General features: G+C 33.0%; 21 protein-coding genes. 13 read left to right on the top strand and 8 right to left on the bottom strand.

What is annotated here, in order from left to right; genetic code table 11:
- The first annotated feature begins 219 nt into the window (after positions 1-219).
- Positions 220-3,678 carry a methylmalonyl-CoA mutase family protein gene (locus AC3E9W_RS09820; protein ID WP_488768207.1) on the top strand — a complete coding sequence of 1,153 codons (3,459 nt, stop codon included), beginning with the start codon at positions 220-222 and terminating at the stop codon, positions 3,676-3,678.
- Positions 3,679-3,809: 131 nt separating this feature from the next.
- Here the strand turns inward: AC3E9W_RS09820 and AC3E9W_RS09815 are convergent, their stop codons facing one another.
- Complete coding sequence (locus AC3E9W_RS09815; RefSeq protein ID WP_488768206.1) at positions 3,810-5,267, bottom strand: hypothetical protein; 1,458 nt, start codon at positions 5,265-5,267, stop codon at positions 3,810-3,812.
- 328 nt (positions 5,268-5,595) lie between these two features.
- Positions 5,596-5,976: a tetratricopeptide repeat protein gene (locus AC3E9W_RS09810; protein WP_488768205.1), complete on the bottom strand. Its 381-nt coding sequence runs from the start codon at positions 5,974-5,976 to the stop codon at positions 5,596-5,598.
- 281 nt (positions 5,977-6,257) lie between these two features.
- Between AC3E9W_RS09810 and AC3E9W_RS09805 the strand changes: the two genes are divergently transcribed.
- Positions 6,258-6,629, top strand: a complete 372-nt coding sequence (locus AC3E9W_RS09805) for a hypothetical protein (protein ID WP_488768204.1) — start codon at positions 6,258-6,260, stop codon at positions 6,627-6,629.
- A gap of 125 nt (positions 6,630-6,754) precedes the next feature.
- Here the strand turns inward: AC3E9W_RS09805 and AC3E9W_RS09800 are convergent, their stop codons facing one another.
- The 4 genes from AC3E9W_RS09800 to AC3E9W_RS09785 all read right to left on the bottom strand — a co-directional run bounded on the left by AC3E9W_RS09800 (position 6,755) and on the right by AC3E9W_RS09785 (position 10,143).
- Positions 6,755-7,141, bottom strand: a complete 387-nt coding sequence (locus tag AC3E9W_RS09800; protein ID WP_306156779.1) for a T9SS type A sorting domain-containing protein — start codon at positions 7,139-7,141, stop codon at positions 6,755-6,757.
- A gap of 364 nt (positions 7,142-7,505) precedes the next feature.
- Positions 7,506-7,907 carry a T9SS type A sorting domain-containing protein gene (locus AC3E9W_RS09795; RefSeq protein ID WP_306156777.1) on the bottom strand — a complete coding sequence of 134 codons (402 nt, stop codon included), beginning with the start codon at positions 7,905-7,907 and terminating at the stop codon, positions 7,506-7,508.
- A 552-nt stretch (positions 7,908-8,459) separates the two neighbouring features.
- Positions 8,460-8,864 (bottom strand): T9SS type A sorting domain-containing protein, encoded by a 405-nt coding sequence (locus tag AC3E9W_RS09790; protein WP_306156775.1) that lies wholly within the window; start codon positions 8,862-8,864, stop codon positions 8,460-8,462.
- A gap of 913 nt (positions 8,865-9,777) precedes the next feature.
- The gene (locus AC3E9W_RS09785; RefSeq protein ID WP_456893539.1) at positions 9,778-10,143 is read right to left on the bottom strand and encodes a T9SS type A sorting domain-containing protein; all 366 of its coding nucleotides are present in this window, start codon (positions 10,141-10,143) and stop codon (positions 9,778-9,780) included.
- Positions 10,144-10,593: 450 nt separating this feature from the next.
- Between AC3E9W_RS09785 and AC3E9W_RS09780 the strand changes: the two genes are divergently transcribed.
- The 3 genes from AC3E9W_RS09780 to AC3E9W_RS09770 all read left to right on the top strand — a co-directional run bounded on the left by AC3E9W_RS09780 (position 10,594) and on the right by AC3E9W_RS09770 (position 13,343).
- Complete coding sequence (locus AC3E9W_RS09780; protein WP_306156771.1) at positions 10,594-11,466, top strand: AraC family transcriptional regulator; 873 nt, start codon at positions 10,594-10,596, stop codon at positions 11,464-11,466.
- A gap of 398 nt (positions 11,467-11,864) precedes the next feature.
- The gene (locus AC3E9W_RS09775) at positions 11,865-12,734 is read left to right on the top strand and encodes an alpha/beta hydrolase (protein WP_488768203.1); all 870 of its coding nucleotides are present in this window, start codon (positions 11,865-11,867) and stop codon (positions 12,732-12,734) included.
- A 90-nt stretch (positions 12,735-12,824) separates the two neighbouring features.
- Complete coding sequence (locus tag AC3E9W_RS09770; protein ID WP_306156768.1) at positions 12,825-13,343, top strand: hypothetical protein; 519 nt, start codon at positions 12,825-12,827, stop codon at positions 13,341-13,343.
- Between the two features lie 78 nt (positions 13,344-13,421).
- On the opposite strand, the gene AC3E9W_RS09765 is transcribed toward AC3E9W_RS09770, so the two are convergent.
- Both AC3E9W_RS09765 and AC3E9W_RS09760 read right to left on the bottom strand, forming a co-directional pair.
- Complete coding sequence (locus AC3E9W_RS09765; RefSeq protein ID WP_306156766.1) at positions 13,422-14,390, bottom strand: TerC family protein; 969 nt, start codon at positions 14,388-14,390, stop codon at positions 13,422-13,424.
- A gap of 288 nt (positions 14,391-14,678) precedes the next feature.
- The gene (locus AC3E9W_RS09760) at positions 14,679-15,695 is read right to left on the bottom strand and encodes a glutamine synthetase beta-grasp domain-containing protein (protein WP_012024410.1); all 1,017 of its coding nucleotides are present in this window, start codon (positions 15,693-15,695) and stop codon (positions 14,679-14,681) included.
- A gap of 429 nt (positions 15,696-16,124) precedes the next feature.
- Here AC3E9W_RS09760 and AC3E9W_RS09755 point away from each other — a divergent pair, with 429 nt between their 5' ends.
- From AC3E9W_RS09755 to AC3E9W_RS09720, 8 genes are all read left to right on the top strand, one after another.
- Positions 16,125-18,314 (top strand): glutamine synthetase III family protein, encoded by a 2,190-nt coding sequence (locus AC3E9W_RS09755; protein ID WP_488768202.1) that lies wholly within the window; start codon positions 16,125-16,127, stop codon positions 18,312-18,314.
- Between the two features lie 405 nt (positions 18,315-18,719).
- Positions 18,720-19,565 carry a hypothetical protein gene (locus tag AC3E9W_RS09750; protein ID WP_306156757.1) on the top strand — a complete coding sequence of 282 codons (846 nt, stop codon included), beginning with the start codon at positions 18,720-18,722 and terminating at the stop codon, positions 19,563-19,565.
- A 67-nt stretch (positions 19,566-19,632) separates the two neighbouring features.
- Positions 19,633-20,154, top strand: coding sequence for a hypothetical protein (locus tag AC3E9W_RS09745; RefSeq protein WP_488768201.1), 522 nt, complete (start codon positions 19,633-19,635; stop codon positions 20,152-20,154).
- A gap of 1 nt (position 20,155) precedes the next feature.
- Entirely contained in the window at positions 20,156-20,560 is a 405-nt protein-coding gene (locus AC3E9W_RS09740; RefSeq protein ID WP_488768200.1) for a hypothetical protein, read from the top strand.
- Between the two features lie 2 nt (positions 20,561-20,562).
- Complete coding sequence (locus tag AC3E9W_RS09735) at positions 20,563-20,886, top strand: CsgE family curli-type amyloid fiber assembly protein (protein WP_306156751.1); 324 nt, start codon at positions 20,563-20,565, stop codon at positions 20,884-20,886.
- A gap of 16 nt (positions 20,887-20,902) precedes the next feature.
- Positions 20,903-21,307: a curli assembly protein CsgF gene (locus AC3E9W_RS09730; protein ID WP_488768199.1), complete on the top strand. Its 405-nt coding sequence runs from the start codon at positions 20,903-20,905 to the stop codon at positions 21,305-21,307.
- Between the two features lies 1 nt (position 21,308).
- Complete coding sequence (locus AC3E9W_RS09725) at positions 21,309-22,670, top strand: CsgG/HfaB family protein (RefSeq protein WP_488768198.1); 1,362 nt, start codon at positions 21,309-21,311, stop codon at positions 22,668-22,670.
- A 55-nt stretch (positions 22,671-22,725) separates the two neighbouring features.
- On the top strand, positions 22,726-24,210 hold the full coding sequence (locus AC3E9W_RS09720) for a carboxypeptidase regulatory-like domain-containing protein (RefSeq protein WP_488768197.1): 1,485 nt from the start codon (positions 22,726-22,728) through the stop codon (positions 24,208-24,210).
- Positions 24,211-24,467 lie beyond the last annotated feature (257 nt).

Here is a 24,467-nt window from a genome sequence, read left to right as displayed (position 1 = left end):
AATTAATTTAGGAGTGCTCTAAACACGTTTTCTTATTTTATTTAAATGTTGCGAAATTGCCATGTCTTTAAGCTTTCTTTAACTATATCAATTAGTTAGCAGATTTGTTACCCCTAAAGGCTACGAAATCAATTTATTTTTGTTAACATAAAGCTATAGTATTAATCAAATATTAAAATATTTTGTACATTGGTCGCTTAAAATTATCATATTCATAAAATGGAACAACAAATACCATATATTCCTAAAAATAAAGTAAGAATTGTTACTGCTGCTTCGCTTTTTGACGGACATGATGCTGCCATCAATATTATGCGCCGTATTATCCAGTCTACAGGTGTAGAGGTGATTCATTTGGGTCATGATCGAAGCGTTGAAGAAGTGGTAAATACCGCCATTCAAGAAGATGCCAATGCTATTGCCATGACTTCTTACCAAGGCGGACACAATGAATACTTTAAATATATGTATGATCTGCTTCGCGAAAAAGGAGCGGGACACATTAAAATCTTCGGAGGTGGTGGAGGAGTAATTCTTCCTAGCGAAATTGAAGAATTACATGAATATGGTATTACCAGAATATATTCTCCAGACGATGGACGATCTTTAGGACTTCAGGGAATGATTAATGATTTGGTACAACGTGCCGATTTCCCAATTGGAGATAAATTAAACGGAGAAATCGATCATATAGAAAATAAAGTTCCAACCGCAATTGCGCGTTTGATTTCTGCAGCAGAGAATTTTCCAGAAATTGCAAAACCTGTTTTCGATCAGATTCACGAAAATAATACAACGTCTAAAATTCCAGTTTTGGGAATTACAGGAACAGGAGGAGCAGGAAAATCTTCTTTGGTTGACGAATTGGTTCGCCGTTTCTTGATTGATTTTCCAGAAAAAACAATCGGATTAATTTCTGTCGATCCTTCGAAAAGAAAAACCGGAGGAGCGCTTTTAGGAGACAGAATTCGTATGAATGCGATTAATAATCCGAGAGTTTATATGCGTTCGCTGGCCACGCGTCAATCGAATTTGGCTTTATCTAAATATGTCGCCGAAGCGATTCAGGTTTTGAAAGCCGCAAAATACGATTTGATTATTCTGGAAACTTCCGGAATTGGGCAGTCTGATACCGAAATTATGGATCATTCTGATGTTTCTCTTTATGTAATGACGCCAGAATTTGGTGCGGCAACACAATTGGAGAAAATCGATATGCTAGATTTTGCCGATTTAGTGGCCTTAAACAAATTTGACAAACGTGGTGCATTAGACGCTTTACGTGACGTTAAAAAGCAATATCAAAGAAACCATAATCTTTGGGATAAAAATCCAGATGAAATGCCAGTTTTCGGAACCATTGCTTCGCAGTTTAACGATCCAGGAATGAACACGCTTTATAAAGCGATCATGGATAAAGTGGCAGAAAAAACCGATTCTGACTTGAAATCGACTTTTGAAATCACGAAAGAAATGAGCGAGAAGATATTTGTGATTCCGCCAGGAAGAACAAGATATCTTTCTGAAATTGCTGAGAATAATAGAAATTATGACGAAACGGCACTTGCACAGCAAAAAGTAGCTCAGAAATTATACGGAATCTTCAAAACCATAGAATCTGTTTCTGGAAAAGTACCTCAGATTACAAAAGCAGGAATCGACGACGATAGCGTCTTCCTGAGCGGAGTCGAAGGACTTAGAGCTGCCGAAACACACGATGAAAATAGAATCTTTTTAAACCTTTTACTAAATCAATTTGATAAAGTAAAAATGGATTTAGATCCGTACAATTGGGAAATTATCCTGAATTGGGCAGATAAAGTAGCAAAATATAAAAATCCAGTTTACAGCTTTAAAGTTCGTGATAAAGAAATTAAAATCGCGACACATTCTGAAAGTTTATCGCATTTACAGATCCCTAAAATTGCGTTGCCTAAATATGAAGGCTGGGGCGATATTCTGCGTTGGAATTTACAAGAAAATGTTCCTGGAGAATTTCCATTTGCTTCGGGATTGTATCCGTTTAAACGTGAAGGCGAAGACCCTTCAAGAATGTTTGCGGGCGAGGGCGGACCAGAAAGAACCAATAAACGTTTTCACTACGTAAGTGCGGGAATGCCTGCAAAACGTCTTTCAACCGCTTTTGACAGCGTAACTTTATACGGAAACGATCCAGATTTGCGTCCAGACATTTACGGAAAAATCGGAAATGCTGGGGTTTCAATCTGCTGTTTGGATGATGCTAAAAAACTATATTCAGGTTTCGATTTGGTTCATGCTTTAACATCAGTAAGTATGACGATAAATGGGCCTGCACCAATGCTTTTAGGTTTCTTTATGAATGCCGCAATCGATCAGCAATGTGAGATTTACATCAAAGAAAATAGTTTAGAAAAAGAAGTTGAGGCAAAAATCAACAAATTATACAAAGATAAAGGAATCGAAAGACCGAAATACCAAGGCGAACTTCCAGCTGGAAACAACGGTTTAGGATTGATGCTTTTGGGTGTTACAGGAGATCAGGTTTTACCTTTGGAGGTTTATAACGAAATAAAAGTAAAAACACTTTCACAAGTTCGTGGAACCGTTCAGGCCGATATTTTAAAAGAAGATCAGGCGCAGAATACCTGTATTTTCTCGACCGAATTTGCGTTGCGATTAATGGGAGACGTTCAGGAATATTTTATTACGAAGAACGTTCGTAATTTCTATTCGGTTTCCATTTCTGGATATCATATTGCAGAAGCGGGAGCGAACCCAATTACGCAATTGGCGTTTACGCTTTCAAATGGTTTCACTTACGTGGAATATTATTTGAGCCGAGGCATGAACATCAACGATTTTGGACCAAACTTATCGTTCTTCTTCTCTAATGGAGTAGATCCAGAATATTCAGTTATTGGTCGTGTGGCACGTAAAATCTGGGCAAAAGCCATGAAACTGAAATACGGAGCCAACGAAAGAGCTCAAATGCTGAAATATCATATTCAGACTTCAGGACGTTCTTTGCACGCACAGGAAATTGATTTTAATGATATTAGAACAACGTTGCAAGCTTTGTATGCGATTTATGATAACTGTAATTCATTGCACACGAATGCGTACGACGAAGCCATTACAACACCAACAGAAGAATCAGTTCGTAGAGCCATGGCGATTCAGCTGATTATTAATAAAGAATTAGGTTTAGCGAAAAACGAAAACCCAATTCAAGGTTCGTTCATCATCGAAGAATTAACCGATTTGGTTGAAGAAGCCGTATTGCAAGAATTCGATAGAATCACAGAACGTGGAGGCGTTCTTGGAGCAATGGAAACGATGTACCAGCGTTCTAAAATTCAGGAAGAAAGTTTGTATTACGAAACCCTAAAGCACAACGGAGATTTCCCTATTGTGGGTGTAAATACTTTCTTGAGTTCAAAAGGTTCGCCAACGGTAATTCCGGCTGAGGTAATTCGTGCCACAGAAGAAGAAAAACAATACCAGATTACGATGTTGGATAATCTGCATAATTTCCACGAAGCAAAAGTAAATGAGCATTTAAGCCAATTACAAGAAGCCGCAATTAAAAACGAAAACTTATTCGATTATTTAATGGAAGCTACAAAGGTTTGTTCGTTAGGGCAGATTACTTCGGCGTTGTTTGAAGTTGGCGGGCAGTATAGAAGGAATATGTAGAAGTACATTTCAACTGTCCGAAATTAGCGGACGTTTAATCAATATGAAAAAACCTCTCATGTAAATGGGAGGTTTTTTGTTTGTGTTTTCTTAGCTTTATTTTCTATTAGCTTAGCTAGCAATTTGAAATACTAGTTAGAAAAATTTGTAATGTAACTTTTTGGTAAAACAATTTTTATCAATTTGGTTAAATAAGATGAAAATAGTATTGCCAATAACAAAACTATAAAATAAACAATATCATTATTGGTAATATTAAAAAAGGCTGCATTTCTATAAAAAAGTAAACGACTAAGAAACCACAAGGGATTATTGCAGAATATTAATATTAAAAAGAATGTCAGCGATGTATTTATAAAACTATCGGCATTATCTAATTTTAAATTCTTTTTTGATACGATTATTAGAATAATAACTAATTGGATTATCGCAATGCTACAAGATGCTAAATCATTAGCAGTAAAATTTGTGTCATAATCAAAAAGTATAATAAAATGCCTTGAAACAGTAAGAAATATTAGTGCTATAAATAGAAATGAAGAACTATTTTGTAAAGATGGTTCTATTGGCTTTAATTTATTTTTAAACTGTAATTTTTCCAGTTTTTTATCTAGTATACGAGTTCTTGTAGATAAGAAAATTGATATAATGCCACATATTAAATACAAGTTAGTTGCATATTGATATCCATGCAAATATTTTAAAATGAAACAGAAAATAGATAAAGTTCCAATTATAGTAAATGCAAATTGTAAGATTGAAATGTTTTTAATTTTCGCAAAGAATGAATTAAGAGTTAAAAGGAATACAGGAAGTATCACATGAAGTGATAAATCTTTAATGAGATACATGTTATCTTTTTCATAATGAGGGAATTTAAATAAAAATTCTTGTAAATTATAAAGAAATAAAGTCCATAAAAATAAGATGAATACAAAATGATTACTATTAATTGATATATCTTTTTCTACTAACAATCTAAAAACTAATGGAGAGCTCAAAGTAAAAAGTAAGATGATAATACGGAAAGTAAATTCAAAAGGATTTATTGAAACAAACCCATAATCCCAGAAAAAATAAAAATATAAAAGAATTGAAATCATTGAAAAAACAAAAATATAATTCGAGTGTATTTCAGAATAAGAATTAATTTGTCTAATAATAAATTTTATGATGTTCCTGTGAAATAAAATTAAAACAAGAAGTATAATTGGTCTATTGGAGAATATTGCGCTCCAAAAGCTTATGTCTCTTGGAGTGAGGAAATAAATAAGAAATTGAAAAAAAATAAATGTTATAAAAATAATTTTTAAAATTCGATACTGATTTATCTCATTTAGTTCAACAATGTAATTTTTTAGATAAAAAAGGGAAGTCAGAAAATTTGAGTTTTTAATTAAAATTACAAAGCATAAAATGCAAATAAAGGCAACATTCCAATTTAAAGAATATCCGCCAGAAAGACCAGAAGTTATGCTATTTTTATTGATTTCAAACACAGCTTCTATTGTATATTTGAAGAGCAAACCATAGATTATAAATAGACCTGAAAGTTTAAAAATTAGATTGCTAAATTGCCTTAACTCCATTTTTTATATTATAATTTTTAGGTGAATATGAATTTTCAAATATAGTTTGTTTTTTAAAAAGACAACTATTTTTTGTGTATTAAAAAACTTTCATTTTATGCACGAGCGCGACGCTCGCGCCAGCAATAAATTTCATAAAGTTTGTCATTTCGACGTAAGGAGAAATCTCCACAAGTAGCTCCGTACAGAATGTCGTCATCTTTGTGGAGTTTCTCGCGAAGATTTGTCCTCCGTCGAAATGACAAGATTGTAGAAATATTATCTTAAAAAAATAAAAAACCTCTCATTTCTGAGAGGTTCATATATCTATTTTCAAGTTCTATTAAACTTAACTTTTTCTTGATGTTTTCGGTTTTCGTTTTAATTTTTCGATAAGAGCATCGGCTTTTTCATTTTCAGAAATAAAACGTAAAGATTCTGCGTAACGATAATAATAAACGGGATCTAAATCTGTGGTTAAAGCGAAGAGTTTAGTATACCATTCGGCAGCTTTTTCTAGTTCACATTGAGAATAAGAAGAATTTCCTAGTTTTTGAAATAAGTCGACAGATTTATAGCCCTTTGCTGCCACTTTTTCGTAAGTTTTTATAACATCGACATAAGCGTAATTTTCGCCGACTTTGTCAGTTTTATAAAAGGTTTCATTTTGTGCAGCTGCACGAAATGAAAATACGATTAACGGTACTAAAATGGCTAGTTTTTTCTGCATTGGTTTTAGTTTGAGTTGTGGTATTTAATCGTATTCTTAATTGTTTTTAAAAATCTTTTTTACTGCAAAAAACAGCTATCAGCAATAATAAACTGCAATTTTTTATTTTTATTATATGCTTAATACATTTTTTGCTGTACAAATATATGTAAATCAGGAACATAAAATGTTTTTGAACGATGTTTTTATAATTTCGTCGATTTTATAATATATTAAAAATCAATTGGTTTTGTTTGATTCAGATTTAATGTAATAACTTTATACTGCTAAAGAATATCAGGATGACTATAAAAGAATATCTGAATAAATTAGAATCTTTACAGAGTGAAAAAAATACATTTGTGTATTCTGATAATGCTGATTTGGAGTTTTGCATTCAAAAAATAAAACAAAATAGTGAGGAGCCGTCTTTTACTCTCGATATTTTTTTGAAGAAACAAAATTCAGAAACTACGATATTAAATCATGAGATAATAAAACTGTTTGAAAATAAGTTAGGATTGCTTTTTTTGGAAGAAGAATCTGGAAATGTTTGTTTTGCCAACAGCGACGAAGTGCGAGAAGAATATCGGCAGAGTTTTAAATTGATGGATCTGTTGGATTACATTTATGCTTTTGCACATTCTCTGTTTTTGCAGTATTTCAAAAAATAATTATACCATCTGAAACGGAACTTTTTTGGAAATTGGTAAAAATAGCGTCGAGTTTAAGAGAGGAATATAAATAAAAAAAGCAGCTCCTGGTACGAGCTGCTTTCTAATTCTTTGGGGGCAAAAAATTAACGACGGAAAGATGGACTCTGGTTAACAGATTGATCTAACTTTACAGTCTTTACTTTTTTAGCAGCAACTTTGATTTCGTGTTTCGCAACTTTGTCGTTTGCTTTCACTTCAAGAACATAAGTTCCAGCAGGAAAACTTTCTAAACTAATTGTTTTTGAAACTTCCAACTTGTCTGCTGCAGATTCTCCCGCATAAAGTAAGTTGTGATTCTCGTCGTAGATAGAGAAAGATGCATTTTCTACAGTGTCTAAAGTAAAGCTAACTACTTTTCCGTTTCCTGTTTTGATATTTAAAATGTAATCACCTTTTCCGTCTAAGGCATAGGTAAACACAGTCGCTAAAAAAAAGGCAGCAACTAAACCAGCTTTGGTAAATTTTGTCATGTTTTTTTTAAATTGTTAATTACTAAATGTGGAACGCGTAAAACTACAAATACAAATTTAATTTTTAGCAATAAATTAGCAATTTTAAATGCTTAAGTTGTTGAATTGTAATTATTTCTGTACTTTGTTTGAACTATGTACGTAATTACTGGGATTGCGGTTTTTTGAATTTTGAATTTTTTTTAAGTGTTTTAAAAGCACTTATTTAATTAATAAGAATACTTTCCTAAAATCAACCCAGAGTATATTTGTCATTACGATTAGAAACAAAAAAAAAACAGCTCGATAACCTCACAGAGCTGTTTTCTTTAAACGTAATTTCAATTTTTTCTAACCTTAATTATACCTTTTGAGTATAAATTTCTTATCGTGCAGCAACACTTGAATTTTTAGCAAAACCTGATTTGTAAACTGAAGAAATTGCATTTTTAGATAAAACGGCATTATCAGTAATTGTAATCTCATATTTTGCTTTTTTTACATTGTCTTCTACTTCTAAGAAATAAGTTCCTTCAGGAAATTCTTCTAGACTGAAAGTTCTTAAAATTCCATCTTTACCAGAGGCACTTTCAGAATAAATTAAAGTTCCGTCCTTGTCATAAATAGCTAAATTGGCTTTCGGTACTTTGTTAAGTGCGAAAGTGATCAGTTTTCCATTAGCTTTTAATACATGAAGATTAAATTCTCCATTTCCATCAATTGCGTAAGTGCTTATTCCTGTGAAAAGCAACGCTGCTACTAAACTCAATTTTGCAATCTTTTTCATGGTACTTAGTTTTTAAATTATTAGTTCTAATTCTCTGATGCTAAATTACTTATATAGTACTGTGAAAAATGCAACTGTATTTTCTTATTTCTATGCTATATTCTCATTTACGAAACCGTTATAGGTTAAAATTTGAATTATATTTATCGTTTTTGTTAATTCGGTTATTATTTTCTAACGTTTTTGTAAAATTTAGATTGGTTTTTGCCACAGAGATTCGCAAAGAAATAAAGCAGAGATTCACAAAGTTTTTATAATAATCCGATAAAAAAATGCTCGCAAAGTCGCGAAGTCGCCAAGTTTAGTTAAAGAAGATTTAATAGAAAAATCTTTGTGTCTTCGCGACTTTGCGAGATTAAATATAAGAATGGATTAAAAAATCTTTGCGAATCTCTGCGAGAATCTCTGTGTGTCTCTGTGAAATAAATCCTTCATAAAAAGCAAAAAAAAACAGCTCAATAACCACAAAGAGCTGTTTTTAAAACTTTTGAAAGTTTTTAAACTTACTAACTATCTAACCTCACTTTTATACTTTATGAAAGCATAACTTTTTTAGCGTGTTGCAACGCTTGTATTTTTATCAAAACCTGCTTTGTAAACAGAAGAAACTGCTTTTTGAGTTAAAACAGAAACATCATCACTTACTACGATTTCGTATTTTGCTTTTTTTGTATTGTCTTCTACTTCTAAGAAGTAAGTTCCTTCTGGAAATTCTTCTAGACTGAAAGTTCTTAAAATCCCGTCTTTACCTGAAGCGCTTTCAGAATAAATTAAAGTTCCTTCTTTGTCATAAATAGCTAAGTTGGCTTTTTGAGTTTGGTTAAGACCAAAAGTGATCAATTTTCCATTAGCTTTAATTACGTGCAGATTAAAATCCGCTTCTCCATCAATTGCATATGTGCTTATTCCTGTGAAAAGCAATGCTGCTACTAAACTCAATCTAACAATCTTTTTCATGGTATTTAGTTTTTAAATTAATAGTTCTAATTCTCTGATGCTAAATTACTTCTGTTGTAAGTAAAAAAACACAACTGTATTTTCCTATTTATATGCTATATTCTCATTTACGAAACCGTTATAGGTTAAAAATTGAATTATATTTATCGTTTTCGTTAATTCGGTTTTTATTTTTCAAAGATTTTGATGATTTTTAATTTACATTGAGGTAAAGATTTGTTTAAAAATGTAGGAATTTTTGAAAAGCTTCTAAGATGCTAAGGTGCTGAGCTTCTAAGTTTATTGAGTTTGGGTGTTTTAACGCAGAGAGCGCAGAGGTTTTCGCAGAGAACGCTAAGTTTTTGAGAGAACTTTATAAATAAAGAAGTTCGCAAAGCTATATGGATGAAGCTTTGCGAACTTTGCGGTTATTTTTTGTTCTGTATTTTAACGCAGAGGGCGCAAAGGTTTTTACGCAAAGAGCGCAAAGTTTTTGCAGTGAATTTTATAAATAAAAAAGTTCGCAAAGCTATATGGATAAAGCTTTGCGTTCTTTGCGTAAATTATTTTATTTGGCTTGAGTGTTTTAGCGCAAAGTTCGCGGAGGTTTTTCGCAGAGGGCGCTAAGTTTTTTGAGGAATTTTATAAATAAAAAAGCTCACAAAGCTATATGGCTAAAGCTTAGCGAACTTTGTATTTTATGAGCGTAATTTTAAAATAAAAATCTTTGCGAATCTCTGCGAAACCTTTGTGTATCTCTGTGAAACAAATCCTTATAAAAAAGCAAAAAAAAACAGCTCAGTAACCACAAAGAGCTGTTTTTAAAACTTTTGAAAGTTTTTAACTTACTAACTATCTAACCTCACTTTTTATACTGTATTAGAGTATAAAATTTTAAGTGCCGTGAAGAATTGCACTTAACCTTAATATTTTCTTAGTTTAATGAAGTAGTTCCTTTTGAAGACAAAGTAGAACTATCTGCATTTACTGTAATGTCGTATTTTACTTTTTTGAAGCTATCAGCAACTTCTAAAATATATTTTCCTTGTGGAAATTCTTCTAAACTGAAAGTTCTTAAGATTCCAGTTTTACCAGAAGCGTTTTCAGTGTAAAGTAAATTACCATTTGTATCATATATACTGATAACCGCTTTCTGTAATTGATTAATTCCAAAAGCAATTACCTTGCCATTTCCCTTTAATACATGAAGATTTAATGCTTCATTTCCATCAATTGCATAAGTACTCATTCCTGTTAGAAGTACTGCACATACTAAACTTAATTTCATAATCTTTTTCATATTCTATAGTATTAAATTTTTTTCTTTCATTTCTCTGATGCAAAGTTATAGCAGCATGTGTGGTATTTTAACATCTATATTTTCCAATTTATATGCTATATTCTCATTTACGAAACCGTTATATGTTAAAATTTGGCTTTAATGTTGTGTTTTTGTTAATTTGATTGTTTTTCTTCAAAGTTTTTCAAAAACTGCATACTTCATAAAATTTCCATTTTTCTTACAATTTTTAACATATTTGTATAAAATCAGGTTTTAAATAGGATAAATAGAAAAAAAGTCAAGAAAAAAAATAAGACCCTAAAAAAAATCGGATTTTGATATAGATTTCTCAGTGTTAAGAACGTTATTTTAATGTAAAATTCGCATTTACGAAACCGTTATAGGTTAAAATTTAAATTATTTTAGGTTTTTTTGTTAAATTTGCTATTATTTTTTAAAGAAATTATCATGAAGACTATTGCCCCAGCTCTTGAAGTGATAACTAACTCATACGGAAGTTCTTTTACCTACGCTAAACACGCCGAAAAGACCAATAGTAAAGCTCATTTATGGCACTATCATCCAGAAATTGAGTTGGTTTATATAAATGGCGGCGCAGGAAAAAGACAAATAGGAAGCCATGTTTCTTATTATACCAATGGTAGTTTACTTTTAATAGGAGCTAATTTGCCGCATTGCGGTTTTACAAATGAGCAGACAGGAAATACAACTGAAACTGTAATTCATATAAAACCTGAATTTTTAGGTAGCGATTTTTTTGTTGCTCCCGAAATGAAAAGGGTGCAGAATATTTTGAAACAGGCTAAAGGCGGAATTGCTTTTGGCGGTGAAACAAAAAAACGTATCGGAAAGAAAATTGAAATGATGGAAAACGAACCGCCATTTCAAAGACTAATAACGCTTTTGAGTGTTTTAGACGAATTGGAATCGGCTCAGGAATACACCATTTTAAATGCCGACGGATTTTCGATGGAGCTCCAAACTCAGGATAACGATCGTATGAATGTGGTTTTCAATTTTGTGAAAGATCATTTCCAAGAATCGATTTCTATAGATGAGGTTTCGAGTCTAGTGAGTATGACAACACCTTCTTTCTGTCGATATTTTAAGAAGATTTCAAACAAAACATTTACGGAATTTGTAAATGAATATCGTTTGGTGCACGCTTCTAAGCTTTTGGCAGAACAGCCAATGAGTATTAATGAAGTTTGTTTCGAAAGTGGATTTAATAATTTCAGCCACTTTAGTAAATCATTCAAACAATATACAGGTAAGAGCGCATCGCAATACCGACACGAGCATAAAATTATAATTAGCTAGTTTTTTAGCTGAGATTTTTTTTAGCCGCGAATTCACGATTTTTTTTAAATTAATTCGTGAACTCGTGGCTAATTTTTTTACGCCATAATTAGATTTTTTATCTGCAGAATCTCCAAAATCTGCGAGAGTAATTTTATATGCTCTCGCAGATTTAGCAGATTTAGCAGATTTTTATTTTTTTGCTATTGGGAAATCAGATTTTTTAGATTCTTAAGGATTACTGACTACAAATGTCAATTAGTGAAATTATGAGTGATAAATTACACAAAGTATTTAAAATAAAATTCGTGAATTAGTGGCTATCTTTTTAAGCACAAACCACAAGTCGGATTTTTCATATATTTTTATTCTGAAAAAAGTTATATTTACAAACCCTAATCAGAAAAAAAATATCAAAAATGAAAAAAATCAAAATGCTATTGTCTGCATTGTTACTTTGTCTAACCACGATGACATACGCTGCAAAAGTAGACACTTTACAAGTTGCCAGCACCGCTATGGGAAAAACCTATAAAGCTGCGGTAGTTTTACCAAATTCTTATGCAAAAAGCAAATCTAAATTTCCTGTTATGTACCTGCTGCATGGCGCTTACGGACATTTTGGCGACTGGCTTAAAAATACTCCAAACAAAAAATTGGTTCATAATCTGGCAGACCAATATAATATGATTATTGTAATGCCAGAAGGAGAAACGTTTAGTTTTTATTTGGATAGTCCCGTAAACAAAGAAAGTCAGTTTGAGACTTTTATTACGCAAGAGGTAATTCAGAAAGTAGATAAAACCTATAAAACAATTGCAAGCAAAAGTGGAAGAGTAATTACAGGTCTTTCTATGGGCGGACATGGGGCTTTATATTTATCTACAAGACATCCTGATTTATTTTGCGCAGCGGGAAGTATGAGTGGGGCAGTAGATATGGGAACGATGTTAAACAGAGAGTCATCTGCTCAAGTTGTAAAATTAATGCAGCCTGTTTTTGGAGATAAAAGCGGCAATACCGAATTATATGAACAGAATGCAGTAATAGGAATGATTGATAAAATAAAAGCGAATAAATTGCCACTTATTATCGACTGCGGTGTAGATGATTTTTTAATTGAACCCAACAGAGAATTGCACAGAAGATTGGTTTATTCTAAAGTAGATCATGATTATACAGAAAGACCAGGAGCGCATACTTGGGAATATTGGGAAAATTCGCTTCCGTATCACGCCTTGTTTTTTAATAAAATACTAGCTAAGAATCAGCTTGGTACAAAAAAATAAAGATATTTTTATTTGAAAATAAACCAAATCGCTTTTTTTGGTTTAATTTTTGGAATACCTTTATAGTATAATACTTAAAAAAATAAAATTATGAAAAAGATACTTACCTTATTTGCAGTTATCGGTTTAATTGCATTTTCTAGCTGTGAAGGACCAGAAGGGCCTCCGGGAGAACCGGGATATAATATAGTTGGAACTGTTTATGAAAATGTTCCGCCGAACTATTATAATTTCACAACAAGTAATAATTTTAGAGTTAGATATGTTTTCCCACAACGAATTTTGGATTCAGATGTTGTTTTAGTTTACAGATTTGGAGGCGTTGACAGTGGTAGAGACATTTGGGAGTTTTTACCTGAAACTCATTATTTTGATGATGGCACAAGAGATTTTTCTTTTGATTTTACATTTAGTGATTCATTCGTTGATATTTATTTGAATGGTGGAAATCTTACTGATCCAGCACTTGATCAATATAGACTTAATCAGATTTTTAGAATTGTAGTAGTTCCTGCTGATTTTGCTTCATCTGTAAATAAAAATAATATTAATGACGTAATGAAAGCTGCTAAATTAAGTGAGAGTCAAGTACAGAAAATTAAGCTTTAATAGCTTTATAGGATAGGTTAAAAAAAAGGAAATCATTTAGTTGATTTCCTTTTTTTTATACATATATGTTTCTGAAAACTATTCTTTATCAGAATCTGTCAATATTTTTTCCTTTCCAAATTTCAGAGAAACTAAGATTCCAACTAAAAGAGATAAGGCGATAAATCCTAAAGAAGCCCATTCTGGAACGTGGAAGAAATCATGAAGCAGCATTTTTAATCCGACGAAAGCTAAAATTGCTACTAAGCTATATTCTAAATAACTGAATTTTGCCAGCATATTTGCTAAGAAGAAATACATAGAACGTAGGCCAAGAATAGCAAAAATATTAGAACTAAATACTAAAAACGGATCTGAAGTAATTGCTAAGATTGCAGGAACACTATCCACTGCAAAAAGAACATCCATAACTTCAATCACAATCAGCGCCACAAATAAAGGCGTTGCAGCTTTTTTTGCAGTTTTGGTGGAAATAAAGAATTTCTCTCCATCCATTTCTGCGGTAATCGGCATCACTTTTCCTAAAGCTTTGTAAATAAAAGAGTCTTTTGGGTGAAAATCTTCTTCTTCGCCAGAGAATAGCATTTTTAACGCGGTGAAAATCAGGAATATTCCAAATACATAAGTCGTCCAGCTAAATTTATTGATTAGCATTACTCCAAAGAAAATCATCAATCCACGGAAAACGATGGCTCCGAGAATTCCCCAGAATAATACGCGGTGCTGGTATTTTTGCGGAATTTTAAATGAAGCAAAAATAATAGCTATAACAAAGATATTATCGACACTCAGCGAAAGCTCAATCAAATAACCGGTAATGAACTTCATTGAAGCTACGGCTGGTTTTAAGTTGTCTGGATTTGCAATATAATCTGTAGTATAAAGCCAGTAGATTACTCCTGAGAATAAAAAAGATAAGGTAACCCAAACGAGTGTCCATTTGCTGGCTTCTTTAGTACTAATAATATGTGGTGTTTTGTTAAAGACGCCTAAGTCTAAAGCAAGAATAAAAACTACAGCAAGTAAAAAGATAATCCAGACTATCATAATGGTTTTTGTTTAAATGATATACAAAGATAGCTTTTGATGTTAAACTTCAAAAATTAATTCAACTAGAAAAAGTTGTTTAAAGCTACTATTTTCTGCTTTATTGATTTAACTCAATAACTAAAACTATTGTCTCTATAATTTAGGAGCAAGAACTTTGTTAAAGTTTTAAACTTTGACAAAGTTGCACGTGTAATTATCTTCAAATCATTGAGAATGATAAAACAAAAACAAAAAAAGTGCCAGCAAATAAATGCTGGCACTTTAGAGTATAATTTAAGCTTTGAATTATAGAGCTGATTTAACAGTTTTGATAATTCTAGCAGCAATTTTGTATGGATCTCCGTTTGAAGCTGGTCTTCTGTCTTCCAACCATCCTTTCCATCCTTTTTGAACAGTCATTAAAGGAATTCTGATAGAACATCCTCTGTCTGAAACTCCATAAGAGAAATCGTGGATAGAAGCAGTTTCGTGTTTACCAGTTAAACGTTGGTCATTGTAAGCTCCGTAAACTGCGATGTGCTCAGCAGTAACAGGACGGAAAGCCTCACAAATTCTTTCGTAAGTAGCTTGATCACCACATGTTCTTAATACTTCGTTAGAGAAGTTAGCATGCATTCCAGAACCATTCCAGTCAGTATCTCCTAGAGGTTTTGGGTGATATTCGATATAGTAACCATATTTCTCAGTTAAACGGTCTAATAAGTAACGAGCAACCCAGATTTCATCTCCAGCTTTTTTAGCTCCTTTAGCGAATAATTGGAATTCCCATTGTCCGCAAGCAACCTCTTGGTTGATTCCTTCAAAGTTGATTCCAGCAGCGATACATAAGTCAGCGTGCTCTTCAACTAATTTTCTTCCGTGTGTGTTTTTTCCACCTACTGAACAGTAGTACATCCCTTGTGGAGCAGGGTATCCTCCAACTGGGAAACCAAGTGGAAGTTGAGTTTTAGTATCCATGATGAAATACTCTTGTTCGAAACCAAACCAAAAATCATCATTATCATCATCAATTGTAGCTCTACCGTTAGAAGGGTGTGGAGTTCCGTCTGCATACATAACTTCAGACATTACTAACCATCCGTTGATACGAGTTGGATCTGGATAGATTGCAACAGGAACTAAAAGACAGTCAGAAGAACCACCTTCGGCTTGTTTTGTTGACGAACCATCAAATGACCAATTTCCAAGTTCTTCTAATGTTCCTTTGAAATTCTCGTGCTCTTCAACTTTAGTTTTACTTCTAAGATTTTGAGTTGGTTCATATCCGTCTAACCAAATGTACTCTAACTTAATTTTAGCCATAATAATATAAATTAATTTTTTTGTTTTTTTTCGTTGGGTCAAATATAGATTTATTTTTTTAGTCCCAAAAATTAGGGGGCTATTTTGTTTTATGAACTATAATTTTTTGGATAAGCGCAATTTTGGCAGGGGTATATTTTAAAAAAAGCAATTTTAATAACCTTAAAAATACAAATTCGTAATAATTACGGCAGATTTTTGAATTTCTGAGTTAAGAAATTATGAAAAAATGTTTATTTAATCAATATTACCGTACAGTTTTGTTATATTTTTGTCATTTGTATTCATTATTCTTCATAAAAAGCATCTTCTGTTGAAAAATCGGTGACTAAAAATCTAGAATTAATGTTTAAAACAGGCTTATTTATTGTTTATATTTGTCACTTATTTTTTTAATGAAAATTAGTACGAATTTAAACTTTACATACCATGTCAACATTACGTTTTCAAGCTTTACAACAAGCTTCTAACAGAAAGCCGGTACATTTTGAAGAAATTGACCGAAAGTCTAATCTTTTCGGATCAAATGTGTTTAATGAGAAAGCAATGAAGCAATATTTGACTTCAGATGCTTTTAGAGGAGTGAGAGATGCTATTCAGCATGGTACAAAAATAGACAGAAAGCTTGCCGACTATATTGCCATGGGAATGAAAGAATGGGCACTTGCAAAAGGAGTTACACATTATACACACTGGTTTCAGCCTTTAACGGGAACAACTGCAGAAAAACACGATGCCTTTTTTGAAACTTCTTATGATGGAAGCGATCCTGTAGAGAAATTTGGCGGAGCGCAATTGGTACAGCAAGAACCAGATGCATCTAGTTTCCCGAACGGCGGAATCAGAAATACTTTTGAGGCGAGAGGATATACGGCCTGGGATCCGACTTCTCCAGCTTTTATATATGGTACAACTTTATGTATTCCAACAGTTTTTATCGCTTACACAGGTGAAGCTTTAGACAATAAAATACCTTTATTAAGAGCATTGTCTGCAATTGACGAAGCGGCAACAGAAGTTTGCAAATACTTTGACAAAAACGTAAAGAAAGTAACCGCTACATTAGGATGGGAGCAAGAATATTTCTTAATTGATAAAGCTTTGGCAAATTCTCGTCCAGACTTAATGATGACAGGAAGAACTTTACTAGGACATACTTCTGCAAAAGGACAGCAGTTAGACGATCACTATTTCGGATCGATTCCAACGCGCGCGCTTACTTATATGAGAGATTTGGAGCAAGAATGTATGCTTTTAGGAATTCCTGTAAAAACGCGTCATAATGAGGTAGCGCCAAATCAGTTTGAGCTGGCTCCGATTTTTGAGGAAACCAATTTAGCAGTAGATCACAACTCTTTATTAATGGATGTAATGCAGAGAGTTGCAGAACGCCATGATTTTAAAGTATTATTTCACGAAAAACCATTTAAAGGAGTAAACGGTTCTGGAAAACACAATAACTGGTCTTTGGCTACAGACACGGGAGTTAATTTATTAAGTCCGAGCAAAACGCCAATGAGCAATTTACAGTTTTTGACTTTCTTCATTAATACAATTAAAGCCGTAAACGATAACGAAACTTTATTAAGAGCTTCTATCGCAACAGCAAGTAACGATCACAGGTTAGGGGCAAACGAAGCGCCGCCAGCAATTATGTCGGTATTTATTGGAGCGCAATTAACTAAAGTTTTATCTGAATTAGAAAGCGTTACAACAGGAAAACTTTCGCCAGAAGAAAAAACAGATTTAAAATTGAACGTTGTTGGTAAAATTCCAGACGTATTATTAGATAACACAGATCGTAACAGAACTTCGCCTTTTGCTTTTACAGGAAATAAATTTGAGTTTAGAGCGGTTGGTTCAAATTCGAACTGTTCAAACGCAATGACAACTTTGAATGCTATTGTGGCAAAACAGTTAATCGACTTTAAAAATGAAGTAGAGAATTTGATCGACTCAAAAGACATGAAAAAGGATGATGCTATTTTCAATGTTTTAAGAGAATACATTAAACAATCTAAAAAGATTCTTTTTGAAGGTGACGGATACAGCGAAGCTTGGGAAAAAGAAGCAACGAAAAGAGGATTAAGCAATTTTAAAACAACTCCAGAAGCTATAAAAGCAAAAGTTTCGAAACAAGCTTTAGAGTTATTTGAACAATTAGGAATCTTTAATCATGTGGAAGCCGAAGCACGTTATGAAATCGAATTGGAAGAATACACTAAAAAAATCCAGATTGAAGGGCGTGTTTTAGGAGATATTGCGAGAAACCATGTTATTCCAACTGCAATTCGCTACCAAAATACATTGATTGACAATGTTAAAGGCTTAAAAGAAATTTTCGGAAAAGAATTTGAAACGATTGCAAAAGAGCAGATTGTTTTAATTAAAGAAATTTCAGGCCATATTGAAGGAATCAATTCAAAAGTGTTGGCAATGACAAATGAAAGAAAGAAAGCCAACCAATTGACAGATGCTCAAAAAATGGCAGAGGCGTATTGCAATAACGTAAAACCATACTTTGAAGATATTCGTAATCACTGTGATAAATTAGAATTATTAGTAGATGATGAAACTTGGACTTTGACCAAATACAGAGAATTATTGTTTACGAAGTAATATTTAGCTAACAATTTGTTAAAGCCTGTCTCAAAAAGACAGGCTTTTTTTGTTGTTATGTTAAAAATAAGATTGCTAATGAGTTTTTTTAGCAATTATATAGCTCTAAATGTAAATAAATTGTAATAAGTATCTTTTTTCCTATGAAAATTTTAGTGCATTTGGGCAGTTCATCGAGATAGTTTTACAGTTTATCGAAAAGAGGTTAATATCTTGTAAAATAGGTATTTATACGTGAACTTGTTTTGAATAAGTTTTTCTAATTTTGGTCATGAAGTTGAAAAAACAGATTTAAAATTTGTTTTTAAAACGGTTAAAAAGCCCTCTTTTTTTTCCTCCCCCGGAATACAAACCTACAGAACCTACATAATAAGTTGTATTAATAACCAATTAAATATATTTATTATGAAAAAAGTAATTTTAAGCATCTCAGCGATGCTGTTTGTAGGAGTAGCGGCAATCGCTCAAGGCAACACCTCTTCAGTAAACCAGGTTGGAAATTCTGACACAGGTATTGTAAATCAAAATGGTCAAACCAACGATTCTAAAATCGACCAATTAGGAGATTCAAACAAATCTGAAGTTTATCAAGGAATTCAGCCAGGAGTTTACAATGCTAAAAACAACATAGCAGACGTAAAACAAAAAGGTAACAGCAACACTGCTTTTGTTTCTCAAAGTAACCATGACAACAAAGCTTACCAAACTCAAACTGGAGATTTAAACAAAGCTACAATCTGGCAAGATCAAATCGCTGGCCCAAGCAATGCATTAGGAGGATGGGACAAAGCAACTCAAGTACAAACAGGAAAAAGCAATACTGCTACTGTTGACCAAGGAACTACAGGTAACGAAAAACCAACTGGACTTCCATTCAACGCTACTCAGTTAGGACACGTTGCTGCAGTTAATGTTCCATTTGCACCTCATAGCCAAAATGATGCAACTCAAACTCAAAATGGAGACAATAACACAGCTTATGCAAGCCAAGGTGGGGTGAAAAACGTTTCTTCTCAAACTCAAACTTCTCCTTCTGGAACTTCTGCTGCTGATGGTAATAAATCTAACCACTATCAATACGGGGATGAAAATAAAGCTACTTCTGTACAAAACGGTACTAAATTGACTGAGAATACATTACAAATTGGAAACAAAAATACTGCTACTGTAACACAAACTGGTGCGGCTCACAACAGTATTGCTTTCTCAAAAGGAAACATGAATACAATTACTGTAACTCAAAGCAACTAACATGCTATTCTAAAAATGTGATAGCCGTAGAACGGTTATCACATTTTTTTAATTTAAATCAATCAAGATGAAAGCCTTCATTTTAAATATTGTATTTCTATTTGTTTTCTGTCCCTTGCTTTCAGCACAGGAAAAAGAAGATAGTTCGGAGTTTAAAAATTATAGCTCATCACTTTTTAATTCAAAAGAGAAAGCCTTCAGTGTGGTTTCAAATTTGAATAAAAATGAACGTGAGGAGTTAAATTCTAGAATTCAAGCTGGTGTAGTAATACAACAAATCGGCGATTTTAATAAGGTTCAAGCTTCTTTAAAATCTAACGATACAAAACTTGCTGTAGATCAAAACGGTGACAAAAACGCGCTGATTTTAGATAAAAATGCCAAAACAATCACACAAAGCGTTATACAGCAGGGTGACAATAATAAAATTTCAGACTTTACATTGCATACCAATTACAATGTAAATATGGAAATGATTCAAAAAGGTGATAACCAAAGTATCCAAAATATTGGTACCAATTCACTGTCAAAAAACATGACAATTACCCAGACAGGAAACGGTGCATCAATAATTCTTATAAATAAATGATATGCATTTTTTTAACAGATATATAACCTCTTTTTTTCTGCTTTTTTCTTTTCTAATTTATGGGCAAGTTCCTCAGGATAAGATAAAAGCAAAATTAGAAATTGTACAAGTAGAAGGTACCGTAAAAATTACCGGTACAGCCGAAAATTTTACAGATGTAATTCGGAGTGCTGCGTACAGATTATCTGTAATAAAAAATAATAATAAAAGTAATAATCAGTCTAACAACGATCAAGTTGGTGTTTTTACATTGCAGCCCAATGAAATCCAAAAATTATCTAGCTCGCAGATTAATCTCTCGGCAGATGATGAAGTAATTGTTTTGCTATTGTTTTATGATGAAGATAAACAAATTATAGCAAAAGACAGAGTGGTGCTGGGTGAAGAAAAAAAAAAGATGATGTAATAGTGCTTCCCGTTGACGGATTTGTTTTGAAAGGTATTATAACCGATGATACCAAAACAAAAATGGGAAAAGATTTTTACGATAGATATTATTACAAATACAATGAACTTGGAATAAATGCAGAAAAAATAGTCACAATAGGTGAAGAATATAGTTTCGCGAGAAATACAGCCATTTCGATAATCATCGATAATGAAGTTATTTATGAATTTTTAGCACAGCCAAACGACGAATTTTTAGAAGCGGTTGCAGAAGAATCTGTAAACGCAACCTTTACTTATTTGAAAGAAAAAGAAAAAGAACGCAAATATTTCACTCAGTATTAATTTTATTATTAGCGCCATGAAATTTATTTTAACCTTCACAGTAGTACTCTTTATCTCTCCGTTTATAAATGCACAAGCTCTAGTTTATAAACCGGTCAATCCAGCTTTTGGAGGAGATACCTTCAATTATCAATGGCTTTTAAGTAGTGCCGAAGCACAAAATAAGCAAAAAGATAAAGCGGCAGAAACCAAAATGCAAACAGACTTAGAAAGATTTAAAGCCAATTTAAATTCGCAATTATTAAGTCAGATTTCCAGTTCTCTCTATAAACAGCAATTTGGTACAGATGGTATCAAAGAAGGCTCTTATACTTTCGGAAGTTATTCTGTCGATGTTTACCCTTCATCAGACGGATTAACGCTCAATATCTTAGATACCAATACAGGAGAACAAACCCAAGTAATCATCCCAAATCAATAACATGCGATTCCATTACTATCTAATCATTGTATTTGGATTTCTTTTTACTGGTTGCGGCGCTTATTATAACCAACCCACTGGAGTACAGAAAGCTGTTTTGGGAGAAGGTACGCCTGCGACTTCATTGCTAAAAGATTTGCCAAAACCTAAGGAACAAGTCGTGGTTGGTGTCTACAAATTTAGAGATCAGACAGGACAATACAAACCTCAGGAAAACGGAAGCAGTTTTAGTACTGCCGTAACTCAGGGTGCAACTTCAATTTTGATAAAAGCACTAGAAGACTCAAAATGGTTTGTGCCGATCGAACGTGAAAATATCGGAAACCTTTTGCAGGAAAGAAATCTTATTCGAGCCACCAGACAAGAATATATCAAAAATGCAAATCCGAACGAACCGCAATTAACGCCCCTTTTATATGCAGGAGTATTATTGGAAGGAGGAATTGTTTCTTATGATTCTAATATTATTACCGGCGGATTCGGAGCAAGGTATTTTGGCGCAGGAGCATCTGTAAAATACCGCCAAGATCGCGTTACGATATATCTGAGAATGATTTCTACCTCAAACGGAAAAATTTTAAAATCAGTTTATATCTCCAAAACCATTTTGTCTCAAGCTATTGATGAAAGCCTTTTTAGATATGTCAATTTTAAAAGACTTCTGGAAGTAGAAACAGGATATACAACCAACGAACCTGTGCATATGGCTGTAACAGAAGCCATAGAAAAAGCAGTAGAATCTTTAGTTATAGAAGGAATAAAAGATAATATCTGGGAAGCCGATGCACCAAAATGGCAAGTAGATAATTTGATCAAAGCCTATAATGAAGAAACCAGAACAGCAGAAGTAACCGAATTGTACGGAAGAACTCTTGAAAAAAGAAGAAGCAAATTTGGAATAGAACTTTCTGGTGGCGGAACTTTAATGGATGGCGATTACCAAGATCCGCTTTTCAGACCGTTTGGACGTGGAGCTCTAAAATTTATGCTTACACCAAGTTTTACAGTAAGCGCTTCTACCAATGTAGTGAATCTTGCAAACAAAAATCTGCTCGACGTAGGATATATATCATACGACTTAAATCTGGAATGGATTTTACTTCCTAAAGACCGATTTACTCCCTATCTCTATGGAGGAGGTGGATTTGCAATGAACAGAAAATTTGAAAACACCTATAGTAAAGTTCAGTTTGGTGCTGGTTTAGAATATATGGCAGCAGATTACTTAGGCATTAAATTGTTTGCAGAACAGAATATCAATTTTAGTGATAATGTTGATTACAAAATAGCAGGGACCAGAGATGATTACTATTATAAATTTGGATTAGGACTGACGTTTTATTTCGGCGTGAAGAAGAAATAAGACCGTATTTCTGAATTTAAAAAGTAATTAAGTTTAAAATTTAAAACAAGTAGCAATGAAGTATATATATAAAATAACGAGCATACTTTTTTTATTGTTTTTGGTTTCCTGCAGCGAAGAAAAAATTGGAGAATCTGAGTTTGGAACAGTAACAGGAAAAGTAGTCAACAGTGAGACTTTTGAACCAATGGAAAATGTCAAAATATTATCAAGTCCGACAACCAGCACTGTTTTTACAGATGCCGAAGGAAAATTTACAGTTTCAAACATAAAAACGGGAGAATATTCTTTTCAAGCTCAAAAAGATGGTTTTGTAGCAAAATTTGAAGCAGTTACCGTAACAGCAAATAATACCTCTGAAATTGTATTTGAATTGAGCAAATCTACTGCAAATAATAAGCCTCCAACAGTTCCGGTTCTGGCAGCTCCAGTAGATAATAGTGTAAATCAACCGGTAAGTTTAGAATTAACTTGGACCGTAACAGACCCAGATAATGATGCAATGACGTATACTGTAAATTTGAGAAATGATAAAAATAGCGATGTAGCAGTTTTTGCAGACATAAAAGACAAAAAAATAGTACTCACAGATTTAATATATGGTGCTAAATATTACTGGCAGGTTTCTGTAAGCGACGGAATTAATACCCCTGTTTTAAGTACGGTAAGTGCATTTTCTACCGTTGCATTCCCTTCAACAAGACATTTATTTGTGAAAACTGTAAATGGAAATAATGTGATTTTTACCGCAGATGACGCAGGTAAACAATATCAATTGACAAGTTCGGAAAAAAATTACTGGCGTCCGAGACGAAATAATCAGGCTCAGAAAATAGCATTTATAGGAACAAGCGGTTCGCAAAATGATATTTATACAATGAATTTTGATGGATCAGATATTAAAAAAGTAACCAGTTCTGTTCCAATTGCAGGATTCAATTCAGATTATTTAGGCTATTCTTGGAATGCTTCAGGAAGCGAATTTATTTATCCGAGCTTTGATAAATTGTATCGAATTAAAAGCGATGGAAGCGGATTAGCCAAAATATTCCAAACACCAAACGGGAAATTTATTTCTGAATGCGATTGGAGTGCTGACGGAAGTAAAATAGCGCTTAAAGTAAACGATATAAACGGTTACGGTGTTGAAATTTACGTTATAAATCCTTCAGGAGTTATAGAAACGCCAGTATTAGCAGGATTGCCTGGAGCAGTCAGCGGATTGAATTTTTCGGTTTCTGGTTTAAAACTTGTTTACACCAGAGATGTTTCTGGATTTGAAAACAGCAATTATCGTCAATTAGATTCTAAAATTTTTGAATATAGCTTTCTCTTAGGAAATTCATACGGAATTGCGACAGAAAAAGCTGCAGGAACAAACGATCTGGATGTGCGATATTCTCCAAACGAAGCAGAATTGATTTTTACGAATACCTCAAACGATGGAATTTCAGTAAAAAATACCGTGAAATGCGGAATAGGCGTAGCAAATTCTAGAACAACCTTATTTTCAGGAACAGCAATGCCTGATTGGGAATAAAAAATATATAGAAAATCGCTTAAATTGTAGTCTGGTTTCATGCAGATTTACAGATTTAAGCGGATTTTTGAATATTCAAGATTATCAGATTCTAAGAGAAAACTTAGCATCTTAGTGCCTCAGTACCTTATCACCTTTAATCAGCAAGCCAAACCTTCATAACCAATTTTATTTGAGAAGATCGGCAGAAGATATACTTCTGCCGATTTTTTTATCAATCAAATAATCGAATACCGCAAAGAATTAAAAAAAGGGAT

The organism is Flavobacterium sp. 38 (assembly GCF_057799715.1).
Note: the sequence above shows the minus strand (reverse complement) of the source record. Positions and strands in the feature narration are given on the sequence as shown.